The 20,199-nt window shown below is 71.4% G+C and carries 16 protein-coding genes; 4 read left to right on the plus strand and 12 right to left on the minus strand.

The features are described 5' to 3' along the window. Positions 1 to 5 precede the first annotated feature (5 nt). Positions 6 to 1,238: a serine hydrolase domain-containing protein gene (locus tag ACZ3I3_RS17655; protein WP_467366019.1), complete on the minus strand. Its 1,233-nt coding sequence runs from the start codon at positions 1,236 to 1,238 to the stop codon at positions 6 to 8. 301 nt (positions 1,239 to 1,539) lie between these two features. On the opposite strand from ACZ3I3_RS17655, the gene ACZ3I3_RS17660 reads away from it, so the two are divergent. Continuing rightward, the gene (locus ACZ3I3_RS17660; protein ID WP_467366021.1) at positions 1,540 to 1,950 is read left to right on the plus strand and encodes a VOC family protein; all 411 of its coding nucleotides are present in this window, start codon (positions 1,540 to 1,542) and stop codon (positions 1,948 to 1,950) included. Positions 1,951 to 1,991: 41 nt separating this feature from the next. Here ACZ3I3_RS17660 and ACZ3I3_RS17665 read toward each other — a convergent pair whose 3' ends face one another. After that, positions 1,992 to 3,350 (minus strand): MFS transporter, encoded by a 1,359-nt coding sequence (locus tag ACZ3I3_RS17665; protein WP_467366023.1) that lies wholly within the window; start codon positions 3,348 to 3,350, stop codon positions 1,992 to 1,994. A 200-nt stretch (positions 3,351 to 3,550) separates the two neighbouring features. After that, positions 3,551 to 4,222, minus strand: a complete 672-nt coding sequence (locus tag ACZ3I3_RS17670) for a TetR/AcrR family transcriptional regulator (RefSeq protein ID WP_467366025.1) — start codon at positions 4,220 to 4,222, stop codon at positions 3,551 to 3,553. Positions 4,223 to 4,363: 141 nt separating this feature from the next. Here ACZ3I3_RS17670 and ACZ3I3_RS17675 point away from each other — a divergent pair, with 141 nt between their 5' ends. Further along, positions 4,364 to 5,239 carry a shikimate dehydrogenase gene (locus ACZ3I3_RS17675; protein ID WP_467366027.1) on the plus strand — a complete coding sequence of 292 codons (876 nt, stop codon included), beginning with the start codon at positions 4,364 to 4,366 and terminating at the stop codon, positions 5,237 to 5,239. Between the two features lie 14 nt (positions 5,240 to 5,253). After that, entirely contained in the window at positions 5,254 to 7,050 is a 1,797-nt protein-coding gene (locus ACZ3I3_RS17680) for a bifunctional sugar phosphate isomerase/epimerase/4-hydroxyphenylpyruvate dioxygenase family protein (protein ID WP_467366029.1), read from the plus strand. Here ACZ3I3_RS17680 and ACZ3I3_RS17685 read toward each other — a convergent pair. From ACZ3I3_RS17685 to tkt, 8 genes are all read right to left on the minus strand, one after another. After that, complete coding sequence (locus ACZ3I3_RS17685) at positions 7,037 to 8,503, minus strand: membrane-associated oxidoreductase (protein ID WP_467366031.1); 1,467 nt, start codon at positions 8,501 to 8,503, stop codon at positions 7,037 to 7,039. The two genes, ACZ3I3_RS17680 and ACZ3I3_RS17685, sit on opposite strands and share 14 nt — an antisense overlap. A 73-nt stretch (positions 8,504 to 8,576) precedes the next feature. Beyond that, complete coding sequence (locus ACZ3I3_RS17690) at positions 8,577 to 9,164, minus strand: histidine phosphatase family protein (protein WP_467366033.1); 588 nt, start codon at positions 9,162 to 9,164, stop codon at positions 8,577 to 8,579. Between the two features lie 3 nt (positions 9,165 to 9,167). Beyond that, entirely contained in the window at positions 9,168 to 10,052 is an 885-nt protein-coding gene (gene gnd, locus ACZ3I3_RS17695; protein WP_436730279.1) for a phosphogluconate dehydrogenase (NAD(+)-dependent, decarboxylating), read from the minus strand. Position 10,053: 1 nt separating this feature from the next. Further along, a complete protein-coding gene (gene pgi / locus ACZ3I3_RS17700) occupies positions 10,054 to 11,718 on the minus strand; it encodes a glucose-6-phosphate isomerase (protein WP_467366035.1) in 1,665 nt (554 codons plus the stop codon). Beyond that, positions 11,711 to 12,646, minus strand: coding sequence for a glucose-6-phosphate dehydrogenase assembly protein OpcA (opcA, locus tag ACZ3I3_RS17705; RefSeq protein WP_354744699.1), 936 nt, complete (start codon positions 12,644 to 12,646; stop codon positions 11,711 to 11,713). The genes pgi and opcA overlap by 8 nt, the downstream gene beginning before the upstream one ends. Continuing rightward, complete coding sequence (gene zwf, locus ACZ3I3_RS17710) at positions 12,643 to 14,310, minus strand: glucose-6-phosphate dehydrogenase (RefSeq protein WP_467366037.1); 1,668 nt, start codon at positions 14,308 to 14,310, stop codon at positions 12,643 to 12,645. The genes opcA and zwf overlap by 4 nt, the downstream gene beginning before the upstream one ends. Next, positions 14,307 to 15,452, minus strand: coding sequence for a transaldolase (tal, locus tag ACZ3I3_RS17715; protein ID WP_467366039.1), 1,146 nt, complete (start codon positions 15,450 to 15,452; stop codon positions 14,307 to 14,309). The genes zwf and tal overlap by 4 nt, the downstream gene beginning before the upstream one ends. A gap of 19 nt (positions 15,453 to 15,471) precedes the next feature. After that, the gene (gene tkt, locus ACZ3I3_RS17720) at positions 15,472 to 17,547 is read right to left on the minus strand and encodes a transketolase (RefSeq protein WP_467366041.1); all 2,076 of its coding nucleotides are present in this window, start codon (positions 17,545 to 17,547) and stop codon (positions 15,472 to 15,474) included. Positions 17,548 to 17,713: 166 nt separating this feature from the next. Here tkt and ACZ3I3_RS17725 point away from each other — a divergent pair, with 166 nt between their 5' ends. After that, positions 17,714 to 18,601: a helix-turn-helix domain-containing protein gene (locus ACZ3I3_RS17725; RefSeq protein ID WP_467366043.1), complete on the plus strand. Its 888-nt coding sequence runs from the start codon at positions 17,714 to 17,716 to the stop codon at positions 18,599 to 18,601. A gap of 80 nt (positions 18,602 to 18,681) precedes the next feature. On the opposite strand, the gene ACZ3I3_RS17730 is transcribed toward ACZ3I3_RS17725, so the two are convergent. Then, positions 18,682 to 20,076, minus strand: a complete 1,395-nt coding sequence (locus ACZ3I3_RS17730; protein WP_467366045.1) for a glycoside hydrolase family 16 protein — start codon at positions 20,074 to 20,076, stop codon at positions 18,682 to 18,684. Between the last annotated feature and the right edge of the window lie 123 nt (positions 20,077 to 20,199).

The raw sequence follows: 20,199 nt of genomic DNA on the forward strand, positions 1-20,199 counted from the left end.
GGGGGTCAGCCCGACACGGCCTCGTGGATGAACTTCTTGAGGTCCCGGAAGACCGTGTGCGAGGTCCTGGGCCGCACCTGTGTCATGAACTGCACCGTCAGGTCGCGGCCCGGGTCGACCCAGAACGTCGTCGTGGCCACGCCGCTCCAGCCGTAGGCGCCGAGGCCGGAGGGCGCCTGGGTGCGGGACGGGTCGATCACCACGGAGACGTTGAGCCCGAAGCCGACCCCGTCGTTGCCGGGCTCGTCGTGGGCCGGGCGGCTGCCGAAGGCACGCAGATCGGCGTCGCCGGGCAGGTGGTTGCGGGTCATCAGGTCCACCGTCTCAGGGGCGAGCAGCCGGACGCCGTCGAGCTCGCCCCGGCGGCGCAGCATCTCCATGAAGCGGTGGTAGTCGTGGGCGGAGGCCACCATGCCGCCGCTGCCGGACAGGAACCGCGGCCGGCCGCCGCGCAGCGGCAGCCCGGCGATCCGCTCGATGCCGCCGCCCTCCTTCTCCCCGTACATCTCGGACAGCCGGGGCGCCTGCTCGTCCGTGACGTGGAACCCCGCGTCCGTCATGCCGAGCGGGCCGAAGACCCGCTCGGCGCAGAACACGTCGAGCGGCTGCCCCGACACGACCTCGACGACCCGGCCCAGGACGTTGCTCGCCACCGAGTAGTTCCACTGCGTGCCCGGCTCGAACTGCAACGGCAGACTCGCGTACAGCTCGATCGTCTCGGCCAGGTCCGCGCCCGGCCGCACCGACGACTCCAGGCCGGCCTCGCGGTACAGGGCGTCCACCGGGTGGGCGTGGTAGAAGCCGAAGGTCAGGCCCGAGGTGTGGGTCATCAGGTGCCGGACGAGTATGGGGCCGGTGGCCGGGCGGGTTCTGACATCGGCGCCCGAGCCCTCGACGTAGACCCGGGGGTTCGCGAAGGCCGGCAGGTGGTCGGCGACCGGGTCGTCCAGTGACAGCCGGCCCTCCTCCACCAGCAGCAGCGCGGCGACCGCGGTGACCGGTTTCGTCATGGAGTAGACCCGCCACAGCGTGTCCGGCTCGACGGGGCGCCCGGCCGCGAGGTCGCGCAGGCCGTGCGTCGTGAGGTGGGCGACGCGTCCGCCGCGGGCGACGGACACGAGGAAGCCCGGCAGCCGGCCCTCGTCGACGAGACCGGCGAAGTGCCGGTCCAGGCGGCTCAGCGCCTTTAGATCCAGCCCGGCCTCACCCGGGTCGGCCTCTTGCCGCAGCTGTGCCATCGCTCATCCTCCGTCGCGCTCGTCGAGGTGAGATCCGGCATACCCCGACCGGACCGCCTCAGACCCCATCCTCGTGCAGGAACCATGCGTGATCACGTAGGAACGGCAACATCACGTGGGAACGGCAACATCACGCAGGAGCGGCAACAGCACACAGGAACGGCAACCTGAACCGGCTCGCGCACGCCAAGGCCTAGGTTCCGGGACGCAGGGCCGATGGCCGATGTCAGGCGGCGGCAGGCTTCCTAGGCTGCGAGGCGGATCACCGCCGCAGACCAGGACGCCACGAGAAGAGGTCGCCATGCCCGTGAACGGTCGCAGTCACATCCGGATCGCCCGCCCCTCCCGCGACCTCGCGGCGGCCGAGCGGTTCTGGCGCGAGGGGCTCGGGCTGAGTGTCGTGTGGCGGTCCGAGGGCGGATCCGAACCGGGCCACCACGACCTGCTGATGCTCGGCTGGCCCGACGCCGACTGGCATCTGGAGCTCGTGTACGAGTCCGCCCGGCCGGTGGAGCCCCGCCCCACCGAGGAGGACCTGCTGGTCGTCTACGCCGACGACCCGGTCCCGGACGAGCTGATCGCCCGCTTGGAGCGGCACGGCGGCAAGCGGGTCGAATCCCCCAACCCCTACTGGAACGAGTGGGGCGTCACCCTCGAGGACCCCGACGGCTATCGCCTGGTGCTGTGCCGCCGGGCCTGGTCCAACAGCTGACGGGACCCCGCCGGGCCCGAGAGGACCCGGCGGGGAGTGGCTCAGGCCGTCACCTTCTCCGGCTCCGTGGTCGCCCGGGCCGGGCGTACGCCCAGACCCTCCGTCGGAACCCGGTGCGTCTCGCGGGCCGACAGCGCGGCGATGACCGGCGGCACGCACAGGGCCGCCGTGAACAGGGCCACCGCCGACCAGTCGTCGCCGCCCGGCCCCGCGATCCGCGCGGCGAACGTCACCGCGAAGCCGGCCGCCGCGAAGCCGATCTGCGTGCCGATGGCCACGCCGGACAGCCGGACTCGGGTCGTGAACATCTCGCCGTAGAAGGCGGGCCACACGCCGTTCGCGGCGCTGTAGACCACGCCGAAGCAGAGGATGCCCAGCACGAACGTCAGCGGGTAGGAGCCCGTGGAGACGGCCCACAGGTACAGGAACATCGTCACCGCGCTGCCGGCCGCGCCGATCAGGAACACCGGGCGGCGGCCGATCCGGTCGGACAGGGTGGCCCACAGCGGGATCGCGGCGAGTGCGACGAGGTTGGCCAGGGCGCCCACCCACAGCATGGCGGTGCGCGACATGCCGACCGCGTCGCTCGTGGCGTACGCCAGCGCCCACACCGTGAAGATGGTGCTGACCGAGGCGATGAGCGCGCCCCCGATCACCCGCAGCACGTCCGCCCAGTGCTCGCGCAGCAGCACCACCAGCGGCATTTTGACGACACCCTGCTCAGCGGCCTGCTGGGCGAAGGCCGGCGTCTCGTCCAGCTTGCGGCGGATGACGTAGCCGACGACGGCGACCGCGACGCTCAGCCAGAACGGCACCCGCCAGCCCCAGGACAGCAACTGGTCCTCGGGCATCGCGGCGACCGGGATGAAGACCAGCGTGGCCAGCAGCTGGCCGCCCTGCGTGCCGCTGAGGGTGAAGCTGGTGAAGAAGCCGCGCCGGCCCGGCGGAGCGTGTTCCAGCGTCATGGAATTGGCGCTGGCCTGTTCGCCCGCCGCCGAGATGCCCTGGAGCACCCGGCACAGCACGAGCAGGACCGGGGCGAGCGTGCCGACCTGGTCCCGGGTCGGCAGGCAGCCGATCAGGAACGTCGACAGGCCCATCAGCATCAGCGTGAAGACCATGATCTTCTTGCGGCCGAGCTTGTCGCCGAAGTGGCCGAGGACCAGCGCGCCGACCGGGCGGGCGGCGTACGCGACGCCGAACGTGGCCAGCGACAGCAGGGTCGCGGTGGCCGGGTCCGACTCGTCGAAGAACACCTCGGGGAAGATCAGCGCGGCGGCGCTGCCGTAGATGAAGAAGTCGTAGTACTCCAGCGCGCTGCCGATCCAGGCGGCGGTCGCTGCTTTCCTGGGCTGACCGGGCGGGGCGGCGGCCCCTGGGGGCGTGGCGGGGACGGACACGGCGGCTCCTTTGGCGGCTCCACCCTAGGCGGAGTGAACAGAAGGACGAGCGAAGGACGAGCAAGGACGAGCGAAGGGGGAAGTGCCGGATCGCGGCTCTAATTAACCCACTGGATAGTTAGTAGGCGGTGGCTAGGGATGCTGCGCCGGTGTGCCGTCGGTGTCAAGGGGTCGCGCGGCGGGCCTTCGGTGCCGGACGGTCAGTCCGCCGCGCGCTCCGCCGTCAGATAGGCGATCACCATGTCGCCCAGCATCGCGCGGTAGTGCGCGCGCTGTGCCGGGTCGACCAGGTCGCGGCCGAACAGCGCGCCGAAGGTGTGCCGGTTGGAGACCCGGAAGAAGCAGAAGGAGGAGATCATCGCATGCAGGTCGACGGCGTCGACCTCCGCCGTGAACAGCCCTGACCTGCGGCCTTCCTCCAGGATGCGGCGGATCACGTCCAGGGCGGGGGAGCCGATCCTCGCCAGCTTCTCGGAAGCGGCGATGTGCTGCGCCTCGTGGATGTTCTCGATGCTGACCAGGCGGATGAAGTCCGGGTGCTGCTCGTGGTGGTCGAAGGTCACCTCGGCCAGGCGCCGGATGGCCGCCACCGGGTCCAGGTGCTCGACGTCGAGCTGCTGCTCGGCCTCCCGGATCACGCCGTAGGCCCGTTCCAGCACGGCCGTGAACAGCTGTTCCTTGCCGCCGAAGTAGTAGTAGATCATCCGCTTCGTGGTGCGGGTGCGGGCGGCGATCTCGTCCACGCGGGCCCCGTCGTAGCCGGCCCGGGCGAACTCCTGCGTGGCGACGTCGAGGATCTCGGCCTGGGTGCGGGTGGCGTCACGGACGCGCTCGCGCTCGCCGGGACGGGCCGGTTCTTCGACGCTGGTCATCAGGTTCCTTCGGGCGGAGGGGCCGGTGCCGGTGATTCTAGGAGCAGGGGCCGGATCCCACCGGGGCCTTCCCGTGGTCGAGCTCGGCTGATATAGCTAACGTACTAGTTCGTACATTAGTGAGCCGCTCGGGAGGCCCGTGTGCCCAAGGACTCGTATCTCGTCGGACTGATCGGTTCCGGTATCGGCCCGTCGCTCAGCCCGGCACTCCACGAGGGGGAGGGCGACCGGCAGGGCCTGCGCCTGCTGTACCGGCTGATCGACATCGACCCGCTCGGGGTGGAGCCCGAGGCCGTGGGCGATCTGGTGCGGGCCGCCCGCGACCTGGGGTTCGACGGGCTCAACATCACGCACCCCTGCAAGCAGCTCGTCATCGAGCACCTGGACGCGCTCGCGCCGCAGGCCGAGGCGCTGGGCGCGGTGAACACCGTCGTCTTCGAGGACGGCCGGGCCGTCGGCCACAACACGGACGTCACCGGCTTCGCCGCGTCCTTCGCGCGCGGGCTGCCCGACGCGCCGCTGGAGCGCATCGTGCAGCTGGGCGCCGGCGGCGCGGGCGCGGCCGTCGCGCACGCCCTGCTCACCCTCGGCGCCGAGCGCGTCACCGTCGTCGACGCCCTGCCCGAACGGGCCTCCGCCCTGGCCGACTCCCTGAATCGTGCCTTCGGCCCGGACCGTGCCGCCGCCGCGGCCCCGGACCGGCAGGCGCGGCTGCTCGCGCAGGCCGACGGCATCGTCCACGCCACGCCCACCGGCATGGCGGCCCACCCCGGCTTGCCGCTGCCCGCCGAACTGCTCCACCCCCGGCTGTGGGTCGCCGAGGTCGTCTACCGCCCGCTGGAGACCGAACTGCTGCGCACCGCCCGCGCGCTGGGCTGCGCCACCCTCGACGGCGGCGGCATGGCCGCCTTCCAGGCCGCCGACGCGTTCCGCCTGTTCACCGGACGGGAACCCGACGCCGCGCGGATGCTGGCGGACCTGACCGAACTGGCCGGAGCCGTAGGGGCATCGAACTGAAGAGAGGTACCCACGTGCGTACGTCCATCGCCACCGTCTCCCTCAGCGGATCCCTCACCGAGAAGCTCACGGCCGCCGCCCGGGCCGGCTTTGACGGAGTGGAGATCTTCGAGAACGACCTGCTGGCCAGCCCCCTCACCCCCGAGGAGATCCGCGCCCGCTGCGCCGACCTCGGCCTCTCCATCGACCTGTACCAGCCGATGCGGGACATCGAGGCCGTCCCCGAGGACGAGTTCGCCCGGAACCTGCGGCGGGCCCGGCACAAGTTCGAGCTGATGCGCAGGCTCGGCGCCGACACCGTCCTCGTCTGCTCCAGCGTCTCCCCGCGGGCGGTGGACGACGACGCCCTCGCCGCCGAACAGCTGAGCCGGCTCGCCGGCCTGGCCCAGGAGTCCGGCATCCGGGTGGCCTACGAAGCCCTGGCCTGGGGCCGGCACGTCAGCACGTACGACCACGCCTGGCGCATCGTCGAGTCGACCGGGCATCCCGCCCTCGGCACCTGCCTGGACAGCTTCCACATCCTCTCGCGCGGCTCGGACCCCAAGGGCATCGAGGACATCCCCGGCGAGAAGATCTTCTTCCTCCAGCTCGCCGACGCCCCGCTGCTCGCCATGGACGTCCTCCAGTGGAGCCGCCACTACCGCTGCTTCCCCGGCCAGGGCGGCTTCGACGTCGCCGGCCTGGTGCGCCACGTCCTGCGCACCGGCTACGACGGCCCGCTCTCCCTGGAGGTCTTCAACGACGTCTTCCGGCAGGCCGAGGCCGGTCCCACCGCCGTCGACGCCCGGCGTTCCCTGCTGGTCCTCCAGGAGACGGTGGGCCGGGCCGCCCTGCCCGAGCCCGTCGTCCCCACCGGCATCGCCTTCGCCGAGCTGGTCACGCCCGACGCCGAACCCCTCACCGCCCTGCTCGGCGCCCTCGGCTTCGCGCGCACCGCCCGCCACCGCGGCAAGCCCGTCGCCCTGTGGGAGCAGGGGGACGCCCGGATCCTCGTCAACACCGGGCCGATGGTCCGCCGCGACGGCACCCAGCTCGCCGCCATCGGGCTGGAGTCACCGGACCCCGCCGAGGCGGCCCGGCGTGCCGAGGCGCTGCTGGCGCCTGTCCTGCCGCGCCGCCTGGCACCCGAGGACGCCCCGCTCGACGCGGTCGCCGCCCCCGACGGCACGGAGCTCTTCTTCTGCGCCACCGGCCGTCCGGACCTGCCCGACTGGCGGGCCGACTTCGAGGACACGGATTCGGCACCCGCGCCCACGACCGTCCGCGGCATCGACCATCTCGCCCTCACCCAGCCCTGGCACCACTTCGACGAGGCGGCCCTCTTCCACCACGGTGTGCTCGGCCTCCAAGCCCAGGAGAGCGTGGACGTCGCCGACCCCTACGGCCTGCTCCGCAGCCGTGCCGTCACCAACGCCGACGGCAGCGTCCGGATCGCCCTCACCGTCGGCCCCGCGCCCACGGACGACACCGTCCACGCGCAGCACATCGCCCTGGCCACCGACGACGTGGTCGCCTCGGCCCGCCGCTTCCGGGACGCCGGCGGCGCTCTGCTGCCCGTCCCGGCGAACTACTACGACGATCTCGCCGCCCGCTTCGAGTTCGCCGACGGCGAGCTGGAGACCTACCGCGACCTCGGCATCCTCTACGACCGCGACGCCCACGGCGTCTTCCGCCACTGCTACACCCGCACCGTCGGCCGGGTCTTCTTCGAACTGGTCCAGCGCGACGAGGGCTACCGGGGCTACGGCGCCCCGAACGCCCCCGTCCGGCTGGCGGCACAGCACACGGCACGGGCACTCACTGGCGGCTGACCGACCGAGTGATGCCGGTGACGACCGTCGTGGCCAGGATCCAGCCCGTGAGCACCAGGGTGTAGGAGAGCCACTGGTAGCCGCCGGTGGGGGCGAACGCGCCCTCCTGCCCGAAGGAGATCACCGGCAGCAGCAGGTCGAGCGTGTAGAAGACCGGGTTGAACTGCGGGGCCTCGTCCGCCTTCAGCGGCTGGGGGTGGTGCAGCGCGTAGGTCAGGGAGCCGATCGCCAGCAGCGACACCAGCCAGCCGGCGGCGCGCAGGGGCCGGAAGCCGTAGCCGACGGCCGCGTCCTGGACGTAGCCCCACAGCCGGCCGTACCACGGCAGGGTGGCGCGGCGGCGACGCTGCTTGGCGAGCTGGACGACGCGGGCGGCGTCGTCGTCGCCGATCCGGCGGTAGGCCGCGGTCAACTGCTCGTAGGCGTGCGGGACATAGCCCTCACGGTCCCGCTCCAGCATCGCCAGGCGCCGCTCGGCGGGTTCGTGCGGGGTGAGGGAGGTGTAGACGAGGCTGTTGAGCAGGACCTCCCCGGGGACCACGTCCGGTTCGAGGAACAGGACGTCCAGCTGGGCGCGGCGCAGGTTGAGGGCGCCTGCCATGGGCGGGCTCCTGCGCAGCCAGAGTTCCCCGACGGCGCAGCTGCTGGCGCGCAGTGCCGTGTCACCGGGGTTCGCCAGCCGGGCGTGGGAGAGGTCGAGGCGGCCCGCGATCCGGGCGCCGCGCAGGCCGATCCAGCCGAGGACGTCCATGTCGCGCAGCAGGACGTCGCCCTCCACCGTGAGCGTCTCCGCGTCGAGGGCGGCCTGACCGGTGCCGGCCTCCAGCCGTGCCCGGTTGAGGTCGATCGTCCCGGCGACCGAGGCGCCCGTCAGGCGTACCTCGCCGCGGGTGCGCAGGTCCTGCGCCGACAGGCCGTCGCCGATGGTCACGTGGTTGAGCTGGAGCGCGGGCTGATCGGTGGGCCGTTCGTCGATCTCGGCCCTGTCCATGAAGAGCGCCCCGGAGATCTGCGCCCCGCCGAGCCGGACGGGCCCCTCGAACAGGCAGTCCGACAGGCGCAGCACACCGTCCACGCGGAGGGTGGCGGCGTCCAGCCCGGGCAGGGCGGATTCGCGCAGGTTCAGCTGACGCAGCCGCGCCCCGTACAGGACGGGGACGTCCTCGAAGTGGCAGCCGCTGAGGCGCACGGCGTGGTCGACCTCTCCGTACTTGAGGTCCAGCACGCCCGTGATCCGCGCGCCCGCCAGCCGGAGGGCGGCCGTCTCCCCGTCCTCCTGCGGGGCGCTCAGCAGCAGGGCCCGCAACACGGCCGCCCGTACGGTCCGTTCGGGTCCCCAGTCCGCGCCCCGCACCGTGTCCTCGTCCGCCGGCTCGCGGAAGTCCACGTCCTGCCCGCGCGGAAAGGCGCGCCACACCCGCTCCTCGGCGGGTGTCATGTCCTCGATCTCCATCAGCGGGGACTCTGACGGGCCCGGCCGGAGGCTGTCAACTCACCTCCGGCCGGGGCCGGTTACGCGGTGGTGTTCACGCCCTGGTGTTCCACTCCGCGATCACGGGCCGCCCGTGCTCGGTCGAGAGCCGGCAGACCGTGCCCGTCTCCAGCCGGAACAGCCGGCCCTCCGACGGCGGCAGGCCCAGCCGGCGGGCGGTCAGGACGCGGAGGAAGTGGCCGTGCGCCACCAGGAGCACATCGCCCTCGGGCAGCGCGCCGGCCACCCGGGACAGCACCCGGTCGGCGCGCTCGCCGACCTCCTCGGGGGACTCGCCCGGTTTGCCGTCGGGGCCGGGCGGGCCGCCGTCGGTCCACAAGTCCCAGTCCGGGCGGGTGCGGTGTATCTCCTCGGAGGTGACGCCCTCGTAGGCGCCGTAGTACCACTCGTGCAGGTCCGCGTCCCGCACGGTCCCCGTCACGCCCGCGAGTTCGGCGGTGCGCACCGCGCGGCCGAGCGGGCTGGTGAGGACCAGTGCGAAGGAACGGCCCGCCAGGAGCGGAGCCAGCGACTTGGCCTGCTCCTCGCCGTTCGGGGTGAGGGGCAGGTCGGTGAAGCTGGTGTGCTGTCCGCTCCGGCTCCACTCCGTCTCGCCGTGGCGGACCAGCAGCAGATCTCCCACGTCCTACGCCTTCTTCGCGGACTCGACGGCGTGGCCGCCGAACTGGTTGCGCAGCGCCGCGATCATCTTCATCTGCGGCGAGTCGTCCTGCCGGGAGGCGAACCGGGAGAAGAGGGAGGCGGTGATCGCGGGCAGCGGCACGGAGTTGTCGATCGCGGCCTCCACGGTCCAGCGTCCCTCGCCGGAGTCCTGGGCGTAGCCCCGCAGACCCTCCAGGTGCTCGTCCTCGTCGAGGGCGTTGACCGCGAGGTCCAGCAGCCAGGAGCGGATGACGGTGCCGTCCTGCCAGGAGCGGAACACCTCGCGGACGTTGTCCACCGAGTCCACGGCCTCCAGCAGCTCCCAGCCCTCGGCGTAGGCCTGCATCATCGCGTACTCGATGCCGTTGTGGACCATCTTCGCGAAGTGCCCGGCGCCCACGCTGCCCGCGTGGACGAAGCCGTACGGGCCCTCCGGCTTGAGCGCCTCGAAGATCGGCCGGAGCCGGTCGACGTACTCCTTCTCGCCGCCGACCATCAGGGCGTAGCCGTTCTTCAGGCCCCACACGCCGCCGGAGACGCCCGCGTCGACGAAGCCGATGCCGCGCTTGCTCAGCTCCTCGGCGTGCTTCTCGTCGTCCGTCCAGCGGGAGTTGCCGCCGTCGACCACCGTGTCGTACGGCTTGAGCAGGTCCGCCAGACGGTCGATGACGTGCTGGGTGGGGTCGCCGGCCGGGACCATGACCCAGACCGTGCGCGGCGCCTCCAGCTCGTTGACGAGGTCGGCCAGGCTGGCGACGTCGGACTTGTCCGGGTTGGTGTCGTAGCCGATGACGGTGTGGCCGGCGTTGCGCAGGCGCTCGCGCATGTTGCCGCCCATCTTGCCGAGACCCACAAGACCGATCTGCATGTCAGTTCACTTCCCGAAGATTGCGGTAGGCGGCCACCAGCGCGGCCGTGGACGGATCGAGACCGGGGACCTCTGCGCCCTCGGTCAGGGCGGGCTCGACGCGCTTGGCGAGCACCTTGCCGAGCTCGACGCCCCACTGGTCGAAGGAGTCGATGTTCCAGACCGCGCCCTGCACGAACACCTTGTGCTCGTAGAGGGCGACCAGCTGGCCGAGGACCGACGGGGTCAGTTCGGTGGCCAGGATCGTTGTGGTGGGGCGGTTGCCCTGGAACGTGCGGTGCGGCACCTGCTCCTCGGGCACGCCCTCGGCCCGCACCTCCTCGGCGGTCTTGCCGAAGGCGAGCGCCTGCCCCTGCGCGAACAGATTGGCCATGAGCAGATCGTGCTGTGCCTTCAGTTCGTCGCCCAGCTCGGCGACGGGCTGTGCGAAGCCGATCAGGTCGGCCGGGATGAGCTTCGTGCCCTGATGAATCAACTGGTAGTAGGCGTGCTGCCCGTTGGTACCGGGCGTACCCCACACCACCGGCCCCGTCTGCCACTGCACGGGACGGCCGTCGCGGTCCACCGACTTGCCGTTGGACTCCATGTCGAGCTGCTGGAGGTAAGCGGTGAACTTCGACAGGTAGTGGCTGTACGGCAGGACCGCGTGCGACTGGGCGCCGTGGAAGTTGCCGTACCAGATGCCCAGCAGGCCCATGATGAGCGGGGCGTTGGCCTCGGCGGGGGCGTTGCGGAAGTGCTCGTCGACGATGCGGAAGCCGTCGAGCATCTCCCGGAAGCGGTCCGGGCCGATCGCGATCATCAGGGACAGGCCGATCGCGGAGTCGTACGAGTAGCGGCCGCCGACCCAGTCCCAGAACTCGAACATGTTGTCGACGTCGATGCCGAAGTCGGCGACCTTCTCGGCGTTCGTGGACAGCGCCACGAAGTGCTTGGCGACCGCCTTCTCGTCACCGCCGAGCCCTTCGAGCAGCCAGGAGCGCGCCGAGGTCGCGTTCGTGATGGTCTCGATCGTGGTGAAGGTCTTGGACGCGACGATGAACAGCGTCTCCGCCGGGTCCAGGTCGCGGGTGGCCTCGTGGAGGTCGGCGCCGTCCACGTTCGACACGAAGCGGAACGTCAGCTCCCGGGCCGTGAACGGCCGCAGCGCCTCGTAGGCCATCGCCGGGCCCAGGTCCGAGCCGCCGATGCCGATGTTGACGACGTTGCGGATCCGCTTGCCGGTGTGACCGGTCCACTCACCCGAGCGCACCCGGTCCGCGAAGGCGGCCATCTTGTCGAGCACGGCGTGCACACCCGGGACGACGTTCTCGCCGTCGACCTCGATCACCGCGTCCCGCGGGGCGCGCAGCGCGGTGTGCAGCACGGCCCGGTTCTCGGTGACGTTGATCTTCTCGCCGCGGAACATGGCGTCCCGCAGCCCGAACACGTCGGTGGCGGCGGCCAGCTCCTGGAGCAGGGCCAGCGTCTCGTCGGTGACCAGGTGCTTGGAGTAGTCGATGCGCAGGTCGCCCACATGCACGACGTAGCGCTCGGCGCGCCCCGGGTCCGCCGCGAACAGCTCACGCAGGTCCGGCTGCGGCAGGGCGTCCTTGCGGTGGTCCTCCAGGGCGGTCCACTCGGGCCGCCGGGTGAGCTTGGGGGAGCCGGAGGGGGAGTCAGACATGAGCAGGGGTCTCCTCGGTTGCCTCGCCGTTCAGGGCGATGGCGTACATCTCGTCCGCGTCGAGGCGCCGCAGCTCCTCGGCGATGAGCTCGGAGGTGGCACGGACCTTCAGGGCGAGGGTGCGGGAGGGCTGGCCGGGCAGGGTCAGCGTGGCCAGCGGTCCCTCGGGGCGGTCGATGACGATCTCGCCGTTCTCCGTGCCCAGGCGGACCGCCGTCACGACCGGCCCGGCGGTGACCACCCGGTCGACCCGGACGTGCAGCCGCGCCTCCAGCCAGCGGGCCAGCAGCTCGGCGGCCGGGTTCTCGGCCTCGGCCTCCACGGCCGCCGAGATCACCTTCGCCCGGGCCTGGTCCAGCGCCGCCGCCAGCATCGAACGCCAGGGCGTCAGCCGGGTCCAGGCGAGGTCGGTGTCACCGGGCGCGTAGGAGCGGACCCGGGTCTCCAGCATCTCCAGGGGGTTCTCCACCGCGTACAGGTCGGTGATGCGCCGCTGGGCCAGCGCCCCGAGCGGGTCCTTCGAGGGCACCTCCGGCGCCTCCATCGGCCACCACACCACCACCGGCGCGTCCGGCAGCAGCAGCGGCAGCACCACCGAGTCGGCGTGCTCGGACACCTCGCCGTAGGTCCGCAGCACCACCGTCTCGCCGGTGCCCGCGTCGGCGCCGACCCGGACCTCGGCGTCCAGCCGGGACTGGGTGCGGTCGCGCGGGGTGCGGGCGTGCCGCTTGATGACGACCAGGGTGCGCGAGGGGTGCTCGTGCGAGGCCTCCTCGGCCGCCTTGATCGCGTCGTAGGCGTTCTCCTCGTCCGTGACGATCACCATCGTCAGGACCATGCCCACGGCGGGCGTGCCGATGGCGCGGCGGCCCTGCACCAGCGCCTTGTTGATCTTGCTTGCCGTGGTGTCGGTCAGGTCGATCTTCATGGCCTGCGCCAGCTCCGTCCGTCTCGTGCGAGCATCTCGTCGGCTTCCGCGGGTCCCCAACTGCCCGAGACGTACTGCGCGGGCCGGCCGTGCGTGGCCCAGTACTGCTCGATCGGGTCGAGGATCTTCCAGGACTCTTCCACTTCCTGGTGACGGGGGAACAGGTTGGCGTCGCCCAGGAGGACGTCCAGGATCAGCCGTTCGTACGCCTCGGGGCTCGATTCGGTGAACGACTCGCCGTAGGCGAAGTCCATCGTCACGTCCCGGATCTCCATCGACGTACCCGGCACCTTGGAGCCGAACCGCACCGTCATGCCCTCGTCCGGCTGGACGCGGATGACGATCGCGTTGGAGCCCAGCTCCTCGGTGGCGGTGGAGTCGAAGGGGGAGTGCGGGGCCCGCTGGAACACCACCGCGATCTCCGTCACCCGGCGGCCCAGCCGCTTGCCGGTGCGCAGGTAGAACGGCACGCCCGCCCAGCGGCGGTTGTCCACCTGGAGCTTGATCGCGGCGTAGGTGTCGGTCGAGGAGGCCTGGTCGATGCCCTCCTCCTCCAGATAGCCGCGGACCTTCGTGCCGCCCTGCCAGGCCGCCGCGTACTGCCCGCGCACGGTGTGATTGCCCAGGTCCTCCGGCAGTCGCACGGCCCGCAGCACCTTCAGCTTCTCGGTGAGCAGCGACGCCGCGTCGAAGGCGGCGGGTTCCTCCATCGCGGTGAGCGCCATCAGCTGCAGGAGGTGGTTCTGGATGACGTCACGGGCGGCGCCGATGCCGTCGTAGTACCCTGCGCGGCCGCCGATGCCGATGTCCTCGGCCATGGTGATCTGCACGTGGTCGACGTACGACCGGTTCCAGATCGGCTCGAACATCTGGTTGGCGAAGCGCAGCGCCAGGATGTTCTGGACGGTCTCCTTGCCCAGGTAGTGGTCGATGCGGAAGACCTGCTCCGGGTCGAACACGTCGTGCACGATCGCGTTCAGCTCGCAGGCGCTGTCGAGGTCGTGGCCGAACGGCTTCTCGATGACCGCGCGGCGCCAGGAGCCCTCCTGGGCGTCGGCCAGCTTGTGCTTCTTCAGCTGCTGGACGACCTTGGGGAAGAACTTCGGCGGCACCGAGAGGTAGAAGGCGTAGTTGCCGCTGGTGCCCCGGGAGGCGTCCAGCTCCTCCACGGCGGAGCGCAGCTGCTTGAACGCCGTGTCGTCGTCGAAGTCGCCCGGGATGAACCGCATGCCCTCGGCGAGCTGCTGCCAGACCTCCTCGCGGAACGGGGTCCGCGCGTGCTCCCGGACCGCGTCGTGCACCACCTGCGCGAAGTCCTGGTCCTCCCAGTCCCGGCGGGCGAAACCCACCAGCGAGAAGCCCGGCGGCAGCAGGCCGCGGTTGGCCAGGTCGTACACCGCCGGCATCAGCTTCTTGCGGGACAGGTCACCGGTCACACCGAAGATGACGAGCCCGGACGGGCCCGCGATCCTGGGCAGACGGCGGTCGCGCGGGTCGCGCAGGGGATTGTCGAAGTCGGTGCCGGCGTACTGCGGGCGCGGTGCGGCCCGGCCGCTCACCCCGGTCTGCTCGACCCCGGCGGCCTCCTGCGCCGCCCGGGCCTCCTTGTCCTCCTTGGTCCCGATGGTCTCCTGCTCGGCCGTCTGGGGGATGCCCTCAGTCATTCCGCGTCAACTCCCTTGCTGTTCAAGGACTTGGTGACCGCGTCCAGCAGGTCCTGCCAGGCCACCTCGAACTTGGCGACGCCTTCGTCCTCCAGTTGCCGCACCACCTCGTCGTAGGAAATGCCGAGCCGCTCGACGGCCGCCAGGTCGGCGCGCGCCTGGGCGTAACCGCCGGTGACGGTGTCGCCCTGGACGTCACCGTGGTCGGCGACGGCGTTCAGCGTGGCCTCCGGCATGGTGTTGACCGTGCCGGGGGCGACCAGTTCGTCCACGTACAGGGTGTCCTTGTAAGCGGGGTCCTTCACACCGGTGGAGGCCCAAAGGGGGCGCTGCCGGTTCGCACGGGCACCGCCCAGGGCCTGCCAGCGCGGCCCGGCGAATACCTGTTCGTACGCCTCGTAGGCCAGCCGCGCGTTGGCCAGGGCCGCCCTGCCCTTCAGGGCGAGGGCCTCGTCCGTGCCCAGCAGCGTCAGCCGCTTGTCGATCTCGGAGTCGACACGGGAGACGAAGAAGGACGCGACCGAGTGGATGGCCGACAGGTCGAGACCGGCCGCCTGCGCCTGCTCCAGGCCGGCGATGTAGGCGTCCATCACCTCGCGGTAGCGCTCCAGCGAGAAGATCAGCGTCACGTTCACGCTGATGCCCGCGCCGATCACCTCGGTGATCGCCGGCAGACCTGCCTTGGTCGCCGGGATCTTGATCATCACGTTGGGGCGGTCCACCAGCCAGGCCAGCTGCCGGGCCTCGGCGACGGTCGCCGCCGTGTCGTGGGCCAGCCGCGGGTCCACCTCGATGGAGACCCGGCCGTCCCGGCCGCCGGTGGCGTCGTACACCGGCCGCAGGACGTCGGCGGCGGCCCGGACGTCGGCCGTCGTCATCATCCGGACGGCCTCGTCGACGGTGACGCCCCGCACCGCCAGGTCGGCGAGCTGCTCCTCGTAGCCCTCGCCGGAGCCGATGGCGGCCTGGAAGATGGACGGGTTGGTGGTGACACCGACGACACCCCCCGTCGCCACGAGCCCGGCCAGGCTGCCGGACTCGATCCGCCGGCGGGACAGGTCGTCCAGCCAGATCGACACGCCCTCGTCGGACAGGCGCTTGAGTGCTCCCGCGCTCGCGGTCGCTTCGGTCACAGTGATCATCTTCTTTCGGGCGGTCGGATCAGCCACGAGCCGCGGTCAGGGACTCGCGGGCGACCGCGACGACGTTCTCGGGGGTGAAGCCGTACTCGGCGAAAAGGGTCTTCGCGTCGGCGGAGGCGCCGAAGTGCTCCAGGGAGACGATGCGTCCCGCGTCCCCCACGAACCGGTGCCAGGTCAGGCCGATACCGGCCTCGACCGCGACCCGGGCCTTCACCGACGGCGGCAGGACGCTGTCGCGGTACGCGCGGGGCTGCTCCTCGAACCACTCCACGGACGGCATGGACACCACCCGAGTGGGCACGCCCACCGCCTGGAGCTGCTCACGGGCCTCGACGGCCACGTGCACCTCGGAACCGGTGGCGATCAGGATCACCTGCGGCTCACCGCCTTCCGCCTCGGCCCTCACGTAACCGCCGCGCACCACGTCCGGGTCCGGCTCGTACGTGGGCACGCCCTGGCGGGTGAGCGCGAGACCGTGCGGGGCCGGGTCGGTGGTGTGCCGCCGGAGGATCTCGGCCCAGGCGAGCGCGGTCTCGTTCGCGTCGGCCGGGCGTACGACGTTCAGGCCGGGGATGGCCCGCAGCGCGGCCAGGTGTTCGACCGGCTGGTGGGTCGGGCCGTCCTCACCCAGGCCGATGGAGTCGTGCGTCCACACGTACGTCACCGGCAGCTGCATCAGGGCCGACATCCGGACGGCGTTGCGCATGTAGTCGGAGAACACCAGGAAGGTGCCGCCGTAGATGCGCGTGTTGCCGTGCAGCGCGATGCCGTTCATCTCCGCAGCCATGGAGAACTCGCGGATGCCGAAGTGGATCGTCCGGCCGTACGGGTCGGCCTCCGGCAGCGGGTTGCCCTCGGGCAGGAAGGACGACGTCTTGTCGATCGTCGTGTTGTTCGAACCGGCCAGGTCGGCCGAGCCGCCCCACAGCTCGGGGACGACCGTGCCGAGGGCCTGGAGCACCTTGCCGGACGCGGCACGGGTGGCGACCGCCTTGCCCGGCTCGAACACCGGCAGGGCGTCCTCCCAGCGCGCGGGCAGCTCGCCCTTGCTGACCCGGTCGAAGGTCGCGGCGCGCTCCGGGTTCTCACCGCGCCAGGCGGCGATCCGCTTGTCCCAGGCGGCGTGCGCCTCGGCGCCCCGGTCCAGGGCCCCGCGGGTGTGCGCCAGCACCTCGTCGGCGACCTCGAAGCTCTTCTCCGGGTCGAAGCCGAGGAGGCGCTTGGTGGCGGCGACCTCGTCCTCGCCGAGCGCCGAGCCGTGCGAGGCCTCGGTGTTCCGCGCGTTCGGGGCGGGCCAGGCGATGATGGTGCGCATCGCGATGATCGAGGGACGCCCGGTCTCGGCCTGAGCCTCCTTCAGCGCCCCGTACAGCGCGTGCACGTCGACGTCGCCGTCCTCGCGCGCCTCGATCCGCTGCACGTGCCAGCCGTACGCCTCGTACCGCTTCAGCACGTCCTCGGAGAACGCGGTCGCGGTGTCGCCCTCGATGGAGATGTGGTTGTCGTCGTAGAGGAAGACCAGGTTGCCGAGCTTCTGGTGGCCGGCCAGCGAGGAGGCCTCGGCGGAGACGCCCTCCTGAAGGTCGCCGTCGGAGACGATCGCCCAGACGGTGTGGTCGAAGGGTGACTCGCCCTCAGGCGCCTCCGGGTCGAACAGGCCGCGCTCGTAGCGGGCCGCCATCGCCATGCCGACCGCGTTCGCGACGCCCTGGCCGAGCGGGCCGGTGGTGGTCTCCACGCCGGCGGTGTGCCCGTACTCGGGGTGGCCGGGCGTCTTCGAGCCGTGCGTGCGGAACGCCTTCAGGTCGTCCAGCTCCAGCTCGTAACCCGCGAGGTACAGCTGCGTGTAGAGGGTCAGCGAGGTGTGGCCGGGGGAGAGGACGAAGCGGTCACGGCCGGTCCACTCCGGATCGGCCGGGTCGTGCCGCATCACCTTCTGAAAGATCGTGTAGGCGGCCGGCGCCAGGCTCATCGCGGTGCCGGGATGGCCGTTTCCGACCCGCTGGACGGCGTCGGCCGCCAGCAGACGGGCGGTGTCGACGGCACGCCGGTCGAGTTCGGTCCATTCGAAGCGGTCCGCTGTCTGCGTGCTCATCTTCAAGAAGTCCTCGATAGGAACGAAGTGGCTGGTCTGACGTGTTCAAAACTAAAAGTCTGACTTTTTCGAGGGAAGGTCGCCGTGTGCCAGCCTGTGGTGAAAGTGGGACACCCGCGGGCAGCGCGGCGCGCGAACGGGGCGGTACGAGGCGGACATGGCGGATATGGCAGACAGAAGCATCCAAGGCGGCGACGGGATCAGAACGTTCCCCTTCCCGGTCGAGCTGAGTGTCGGCGGCGTCGGCATGCAGGTCGGCCCGATGGGCACCGGCCGCACCTGGCACGCCGACGCGCCCCTGGAGCGCGTGCACCGCATCGACTTCCACGTCGTGCTGCTGTTCGGCGAGGGCCCGGTCCGGCACATGGTCGACTTCACCGAGTACGAGGCCACGGCCGGGGACCTGCTGTGGATCCGCCCGGGGCAGGTCCACCGCTTCTCCCGCACGAGCGAGTACCGCGGAACGGTGCTGACCATGCAGCCCGGCTTCCTGCCCCGCGCGACCGTCGAGGCCACCGGCCTGTACCGCTACGACCTGCCGCCGCTGCTGCGCCCCGACGCGGCCCAACTCGCCGGTCTGCGCGATGCGCTCGGCCAGCTCCGCCGCGAGTACGAGGACACGGACACGCTGCCGCTGAGCCTGCACACCGCCGTCCTGCGCCACTCGCTGACGGCCTTCCTGCTGCGGCTCGCCCATCTCGCCGCCAGTACGGCGGAGTCGGTACGGCAGACGTCCGACTCCACCTTCACCCTCTTCCGGGACGCCGTGGAGAAGGACTTCGCCACCAACCACAGCGTCAGCGCCTACGCCGACGCGCTCGGCTACTCCCGCCGCACCCTGGTCCGCGCGGTCCGCGCCGCGACCGGCGACACACCGAAGGCCTTCATCGACAAGCGCGTGGTCTTGGAGGCCAAACGGCTCCTGGCCCACACCGACCTGCCGATCGGCCGGGTCGGCGCGGCCGTCGGATTCCCGGACGCCGCGAACTTCTCCAAGTTCTTCCACCAGCACACGGACCAGACGCCGGCGGCGTTCCGGGCGGAACTGCGCTGAGGCGGCGGAGGCTGAGGCGACCGAGGCCGGGGCAGCGAAAAGGGGCCCCACGCGCGCGTGGAGCCCCTTGCCGGGGACCGTCAGTGCCCGAAGGCGAACCAGTTGACGTTCACGAAGTCCGCCGGCTGTCCACTGGTGAAGGTCAGATACACGTCGTGCGTGCCCGTCACGGAGGCGATGTTCGCCGGAACGGTCCGCCACGCCTGCCAGCCGCCGGTGCCACCCACCGCGAAACTCCCGATGGGCGCGTTGCTCCGGCTGTCCAGCCGCACCTCGACCAGTCCGCTGACGCCGCCCGCCGCGCCGCTCGCGACCCGGGCGCTGAACTGCCGGGCCGCGGTGGAGCCGAAGTTGACGCCCTTGAAGTGCAGCCAGTCCCCGTTGGCCAGCGAGCCGACGTTCTGGCCGCCGCCGGAGTCCGACGTCGTCTCCGTCACCACGCCGGACTGGCCGTCGTAGGACTCGGCCTGGATGGTGGAGTAGGCATCCCGGTTGCCGGTCGGCGGAGGCGTGGTGCCGCCCCCGGACGACAGCACCTGGACGTAGTCGACGACCATCGGGTGGCCGGGCTGCGTCCCCGCGTCCGGGCCGCCGCCGAACGCGTCCGGGAAGCCGCCGCCCATCGCGACGTTCAGGATGATGAAGAAGCCGTGGTCCGTGGCGTTGCGCCAGGTCGTCGCGTCGACCTGGTTGGCGCGCACCGTGTGGAAGTTGACGCCGTCGAGGTAGAAGCGGATCTCCTCGACGCTCGTCGAGCGGTCCCACTCCATCCGGTAGGTGTGGAAGCCGGCCTGGCAGGTCGTGCCCTGGCAGGTCGTCGAACTGCCGATGCCGCTCGTCTCGTTGCAGGGGCCGCCCGGCGAGGTGCCGCAGTGCATCGTCGCGAACACCGTGTTCTGGCCCTGGGTGTTCTCCATGATGTCCAGCTCGCCGACAGCCGGCCAGTTCCAGTAGTTGCCGCGGTAGGGGGCGCCGAGCATCCAGAACGCGGGCCAGTACCCCTTGGCCGCGGCCCCGGTGACGTTCGGCACCTGGATGCGCGACTCCACGCGGAGCTTGCCGCCGGCCGGGGGCTGGAAGTCGGCGCGGTTGGTCTCGATGCGGCCGGAGGTCCAGTTGCCGGCGCCGTCACGGCGGGGGGTGATGCGGAGGTTGCCGTTGCCGTCGAGCGAGACGTTGTCGGGGCTGCTCGTCATCGTCTCGATCTCGCCGGTGCCCCAGTTGGCGGGGCCGCCCGGGTAGCCCTTGCCGGTCGCGTACTGCCAGTGGGCCGTGTTGACGCCGCTGCCGGCCGGGCCGTTGAAGTCGTCGAGGAAGACCTGGTTCCAGCCCGACGGGGGCGGCGGCGCGGAGGCGCTCGCGGAGCCGGTCGCGGCGGTGGCGGCGACCGCGGCGAGGCCGAGTGCGCTGATGACGGCGACGAGCGCCCGCCGCAAGGGGCGCAGTGTGCGGGGTCTGCCGGAGGTGTCACTCATGTGGGGATGCCTCTCGGGTACGGGTAAGGGTGCGGGGAGGTTGAGAGCGCTCTCAAAGTGTCGTCAATGTGCTCCACGCCACCCGGGTCGTCAAGAGGTGAAACCGAGAAAAGTACGGGGCGG

This window comes from Streptomyces sp. NPDC016851 (genome assembly GCF_055562795.1).